This is a genomic window from Candidatus Soleaferrea massiliensis AP7 (assembly GCF_000820765.1).
GTDB classification, from domain to species: Bacteria; Bacillota; Clostridia; order Oscillospirales; family Ruminococcaceae; genus Soleaferrea; species Soleaferrea massiliensis.
This window is the reverse complement of record NZ_CCYH01000020.1, coordinates 21,884-28,372: the sequence shown is the minus strand read 5'-3', so window position 1 is coordinate 28,372 and position 6,489 is coordinate 21,884. Positions and strand designations below refer to the sequence as shown.

At 55.5% G+C, this 6,489-nt stretch carries 2 protein-coding genes; both read right to left on the bottom strand.

The window, feature by feature from the left end:
• A partial coding sequence (locus tag BN348_RS04345; RefSeq protein WP_040196478.1) for a glycoside hydrolase family 3 C-terminal domain-containing protein occupies window positions 1-4,042 on the bottom strand: 4,042 nt, incomplete at its 3' end.
• Between the two features lie 1,437 nt (window positions 4,043-5,479).
• The gene (dapA, locus tag BN348_RS04340) at window positions 5,480-6,442 is read right to left on the bottom strand and encodes a 4-hydroxy-tetrahydrodipicolinate synthase (RefSeq protein WP_040196476.1); all 963 of its coding nucleotides are present in this window, start codon (window positions 6,440-6,442) and stop codon (window positions 5,480-5,482) included.
• Between the last annotated feature and the right edge of the window lie 47 nt (window positions 6,443-6,489).

Here is a 6,489-nt window from a genome sequence, read left to right as displayed (position 1 = left end):
ATGCCAGCGTGTTGAAGTTTACCTCCTTGCCGAGGTCGAGCATATACCACTGTCCCGGGCTCTGCATATTGCAGGAGACCCATCTGCTGGACGAGTTGCTGTCGAATGCCGCGGCCGGGCCTTCCGGCTTGCCGTAGCCGCCCGCGGTGTCGTCCGCCGCAAAGCTTCTGGCATCCCAGCCCTGCTTGGAAAGCGACTGTCCGGCCATCGAACCGACGACGCTGACATAATCGAATGCAAAGCCGGTTCCATAGGACTGCGGATTCTTATCGCCGGTCACGCGGACAGTGATCATATGCATGCCGGAGGTCAGCGAGCCCGTGTCCACGATCGGCTGCTGATACTGTACTTCCGGACTGTATAAATCGACCGTGCGGACGATGTCGCCGTTGTCGATCTTGATCTCCACAATGCCCATGTCCGGGCCTTTGGTGCCGTAAATGACCGCGTTCGGTCCGTCAATCCAGAAGTTCGCGGTCGCGTTGGCCGTCGAGGTAACCCTCGCCCTGCCGCCGGAATACGCGTCGTTCTCATCGGCCGTCCAGCTTCCGCCGAAGTCGATGGCCGCGCCGTCCTCTTCAAAGATGTATGCCATCGGGGTCTTAAAGGAGAAGCTGTAATCCTCCGCAAATTGGTTGTTCTTTTCATCGGTCACGGCGTTCTTCGGAATCGTGACCGTATAGGTGTGGTCATATTGGAGCGGGCTTTTCGGGCTGATCAGCACCTTGGTGCCCTCAATGGAAGCGGAGACCGCGACCGCGTCGCCGTCCGCATCCTTCATCGAAATGTTGGCAAAGCCGCCTGACTCACGGATGATTTCGGAGAATGCCGCGATCGCCGTGCCGGTGACACCGGTCAGGGTTCCGCCCTCCCTTGGAAGCGTGGCGTTGATCACCGGCGGGGTGGTCTCGTTGTCCACCATGCCGCCCGAAACGATCAGCTTGTCGATGCTGACGGAGCCGTCCTTTGAAACGATGCGGATGGTGTTCAGTCCGGTGCGGAAGGTCAGAATCGGGGACTGCTCGGTCTTCCATCTGCCCCAGCTGCCGGTCGGCGGCAGATAGTAGCTGCCATAGTGGATGCCGTTGACATAGATGTCGCAAGCGCTCGGGGTGTCGTTGCCGTTCGCATAGGTCACCGCCACGCGGAAGCCCTCCGCGAAGGTCGGCGAGATGATATCCCACGAAGCCTCGCTACCCGCTTTTTCGAATGCCGCGTAGCCGTCGCCGGTGTAGTTTGGATATTTGCTCTGCGCCGAGACGCCGCTTTCCAGGCGGAAGTTTTCGGCCTGATAGACATCGCCGTCCTCGCCCGGTTCCGGCGGCGTGACATCACCGCTGTCCGGCGCGCACTGAGCTGGTTCGGGATAATCGTCGTGCAGCGTCTGCACAATGAGCTTATCGATGTTGAGATCCGCCGCGGTTTCGCCTGCGGTGATCTGGATTTCATTTTCGCCCGCTTTCAGCTCGACGTCGATGCTGTCGAAGTTCCAGACGTTCTCCCAGCGGGTGTTCTGGAAGTCGTAGTTGCCGCACGGCATACCGTTGACGGTCAGGGCGCTGATCTTGTTCGGTCCGTAGCTGTTCGCGCTCGGTCCGTTGAAGCCCGCGTTCGAATAGCGCACGATGATCGAATACCTGCCGTCCTGTGGGACGCTGACCTTCCACTTCGCGGTCGCGCCCGCGTTGGTGAGCTTCAGGTACTGGGTCTTCGGGGAGCCGGTCAGCTCGGCGTCGACCTCGTCGTTCGAAAGGGTCAGCGTGTCGAGCTTGTCGGTGCCGCTCTCGGCCTGTATGACCTGATAATCCTCATCCGGCGCGGTGCCGGCGGTCAGGTTGAAGGACGCCTTCATCGGCAGGTCTTCGCTGTTGGAGCCGATCCAAACCTGGAATTCACCGGCGTCCGCCATGAAGCTGTGGAAATCGACATCCCAGTAGCACAGGTCGTCCTTGTCGATCGTGAAGCTGACGGTCTTGGTTTCGCCCGGATCGAGCGAAATCTTTTCATAGCCCTTGAGCTCCTTGAGCGGCCGCTGCACCTTGGCTGCCGGGTCGTGGATGTACATCTGCACAACCTCTTTGCCGGGCATATCGCCGCTGTTGGTGACGTCCACCATTGCGGTGACGGTGCCCTCTGGGCCCATCTCATCCGCGCTCAGACGGATGTTCGAATAGGTGAAATCGGTATAGGACAGGCCGTAGCCGAACGGGAATTCCGGCTCGATGCCCATCTTGTCATTCCATTTGTATCCGACATAGACGCCCTCTTTGTACCAGACGTCGTTGTATTTGACATCGCGCTGGTCCTCGCCCTCGTGGCCCGGGACATAGCCCTGGGTATCCTCGTAGCGTTTCGGCCAGGTGTTGGTCAGCTTGCCGGACGGGTTGACGTTTCCAAGCAGGACATCGGCGGCGGCGTTTCCGCCCTCCATGCCCGCATAGTAGGTCTGCACCACGCCTTTGACATTGTCCACCCAGTCGCGCACCTCATACATCGAGCCGGACAGCACGACGATGGTGTTCGGATTCGCCTGGGCAACCGCGTTGATGAGGTTTTTCTGGAATTCCGGGAAATCGAGATTTCCGCGGTCTCCATCCTCGGTGTCCGCCACGTTCGGGTCGTTCGTCGAGGTGCTGTTGAGTCCCGCATAGACAATCGCAACTTCGGATTTCTTCGCGGCCTCCACTGCATCCGCAATGGTCTTGTCCGCATTGCCTTCATCATAGCCCGCGCGGTTCAGCGTCACATCGCTGCCGGCCAGTTTATTGTTAAGGCCCTGAATATTGGTGATCTGGTACGGCGGGAAGTTGACGCCGCTTCCGCCGTGGTTTCCATAGAAGTTGTAGTCGACATATTTGCCGAGCACGGCGATGGATTTCACTTCATCCTTGTTGATCGGGAGGATTTTATCCTGATTCTTGAGCAGCGTGATGCCCTCTTCACCGACCTGACGGGCAACCGCCTGGTTTTCCGGCGTGTTGATCTCGCCCGGCTTGCGGTCGGCCGCGGTGTAGCCGGTGTTGTCGATCTCATCGGTCGTGATCATCGATTTGGTCAGATAGCCGGCGCGGATCAGCCGCTGGGACAGATTGTTCAGATAGCTGACATCCAGCCGTCCGCTGCGGACGTATTCTTCCATCCTTGCCTGCGCGAACAGGCTGCCGTTACTCTCCGGCATGGCAAGGTCAAGGCCCGCTTTTGCCGCGATGATGTCGGTCCTGGTGTTGCACCAGTCGGTCATGATGATGCCGCGCATACCGTAGTCATCCTTGAGCAGGTTGGTCATGGTGTAGCGGTTGTCGCTGGTGAACACGCCGTTCATGCGGTTCGCCGCGGTCATGACGCCCCACGCGTCGCCCTCTTCGGTGACTTCCTTGAAGGCGGGCAGATAAACTTCGTGCAGCGCGCGTTCACTGACGTTCGAGCTGCAGAAGTTGCGGTTCTTCTCCTGATTGTTCGCAAGGTAATGCTTGATGGTCGTCGCGACATCCTGATCCTGCACGCCTTTGACATACGGTGTGACCACCTGTCCGGACAGATACGGGTCTTCGCTGTAGTATTCGAAGGTTCTGCCGTTGATCAGGTCGCGGTTGATGTTGCACGCCGGACCGAGAAAATACTGCACATCCTTGGCAATGCACTCCTTGCCGATGACCTCGCCGACCTTGTAGGTCAGGTCGCGGTTCCAGGTCGATGCGATGATCATGCCAGAACCAAAGCCGGTATGCGCCCTTCCCCCCTGGTTGACGCCGGTTGGGCCGTCGCAGACCGACATATAGGACAGCCCCGCTTCCGGGAACGCCTTGGTCTGGCTGCCGACATTCGGGTTCTGGCCGGGAGCGTTCCGGTTTACGACGCCGTTCGCGAAGTAGGAACGGTCGCGCAGGGTCAGCTGGGACAGCACCTCATTGACCTTGGTCTCGAGTTCTGGATACCCGGCAGTGGAAGCATCTTCCGCAAATGCTGTGAAGCCGAAGGAATTTGCCGCCAGAATGGCGCTGAGCGCAATCGCCAGTATTCTGCTGGTCTTTTTTCTTTTCATCTTTTTCTCTCCTTTTGTCTGTAGAATCCCTTCTGTTCTTTCAGGACTGAAATCGTTTTCGAGCGGTGAACGTCCTCAGCCCGGTCCGGATCAAGTTGATTGCCAGTTTCAGTATACAACCATGAAGAATTTGTGTCAACTTTTTTCTATTTTTTATGATTCTTTCGACGATTTGTATAGAATTTCATATTATTGCTTGTGTATACCGCCCATCTGTTTGGATGGATGGCGCATTTATTTGACTGATTGTTACAATTATGAAAATGCAATATACAATATTGTATTTTCATTAAAATGAAAGATACCATACCGCATTTCATTCTGTCCTGTTTGTTATTATAGAAGAGAAATATGGATGATGCCCCATACAACCATAGGGGCTCTATTATCCGATATCTTGTCTCTAACTCCTGAAAAGCGCAAAATGTTGGATGTTGATGGAATATCTGGATTACCCCTACTGACGGTACAAGAAAGCAACATAAAAAAAGCGTGAGCGTACCGGTGTGTCGGTACATTCACGCTGCGCTTGTCAATAAGTGAAGTGCACTCTATCTATGTTCAGCATTCCACTTGGCCAGGTGGTTGCTGTACCGCTGATGTGCAGCGGTTATGCCCGGTTTTCCAAGTGACACTTGGCAATGTGGCAGTTACTTCTTTGCGAGGCCAAAGAAGTAACCAAGAAAGGCCGTTCAAGGGGGCCATACACTGTGCCACTTAGGGCCAGATGGCCCCCTTGAAAATCCCCTCTGATATCCCGCTTTCCTCTTCGGCCGCCTGCGGGCGGCGTCTGGCTTTTGGCAGGGTGGTTGGGCATAGCTAGCAGCGGACGCTTCCCCGGCTACAGGTTGTACTCATGGTACCCCAATACCTTAGCTGGTTCGTGAACTGACATCGATTCTTGCAGGTTTCATTGGTCATAGATATATCACGATCCTTCGATTAAGTATCTTACAGAGAATCTACAGGGATTTAACTCTCTTAGACAGGCACGTCGGGCAACCACCCTGCTTATTTAGAGTACAAAACGAAACCTTTACCATACAGCATAGAGCAGATCAATTGTTCCTATGGATTCGGAATGCAGGGCGAGCGGAATATATAGATATAACCGCCAGAATAACGGACGTTCGAACCCAGCGAACGCTGAGCTTCCTTGCCCCAAATGTGGTGCGGCCGGGCAGAGGGGGAATCCAAAGGGGGAATGACGTCCATTCTCATTGTACCGAAGCGGCATTCCCCCTTTGGCGGCTTTTCTTGGTTCTTCTTTGGCCGCGCAAAGAAGAACATCCACTTTGCCAAGTGTCACTTGGTAAACATAGCGAAACCGCTGTGTTTCAGTGTCCACAACATCCTGCCAATGTGCCTAAACATCCATTATACCTGAATATATCATTGAAAAGCCTCGATACCGCGCGGCATCTAGATATCACAATGCTATAAATTCCTTGCCAGCACAATACCCGCATTTCCTGGACGGTGGATGGTAACCGACCCTACCGGCCTTCTTTCCTTCAGCAAGCCATAGCGGGACAGCGCGGCCTCAAGCTTCTCCGCAAGCGTTGGGTCCATATCGCACAGCGGAAGGCGGCAGTGCCCCACATCATATCCCATCGCGCGCATGGCCTGTTTGATCGGGATGGGGTTCACATCCAGAAACAGCGCTTCAATCAGTTCCAGATAATGAAGCTGCAAATTATCGCTTTCCTCTCGGTCTCCGTCAAAATAGGCGGCGCACAGCTTGTGCGTATCCCGCGGCACAATGTTCGAAAGCACCGAGATCACACCCTTCGCGCCCAGTGCAAGCGCAGAGGTGATCTGGTCGTCGTTTCCGGAATAGATGGCAAGGTCGTCCTTGCACAGCGATGCGATCTTCGCCATCTGTGAGAAGTTGCCGCTGGCCTCCTTTGCCGCCACGATGTTGTCGATTTCACTCAGGCGCTTGTAAGTGGCCGGAAAGATGTTCACCCCGGTCCGCGACGGGACATTATACAGAATGATGGGCAGCTTCACCGCCTTTGCACACGCTGAAAAGTGGAGAAACAGCCCCTGCTGCGACGCCTTATTGTAATACGGCGTCACATGCAGCAGCGCGTCTGCCCCCGCCTTTTCACATTCCCGGGACAGATAGACGGCATGCTCTGTGTTGTTGCTGCCGGCCCCGGCGATGACCGGGATTCTGCCCGCGGCACATTTTACGGCAAACCGGATCAACTCGATATGCTCCGCATCATTCAGCGTCGAGCCTTCGCCGGTGGTGCCTGCCACGACAACCGCATCCGCGGATTCCCGAATCTGTATCTCCAGCAGTTCCCGGAACATCTCATAATGGATTGTGCCATCCTCCTTCATCGGCGTCACAACCGCTGTGCCTGCGCCGGTGAAAATCACATCTTTCATGATATATCCTCCTTAAATTGAAGCCATCATCAGTTTTTGATGTTTAA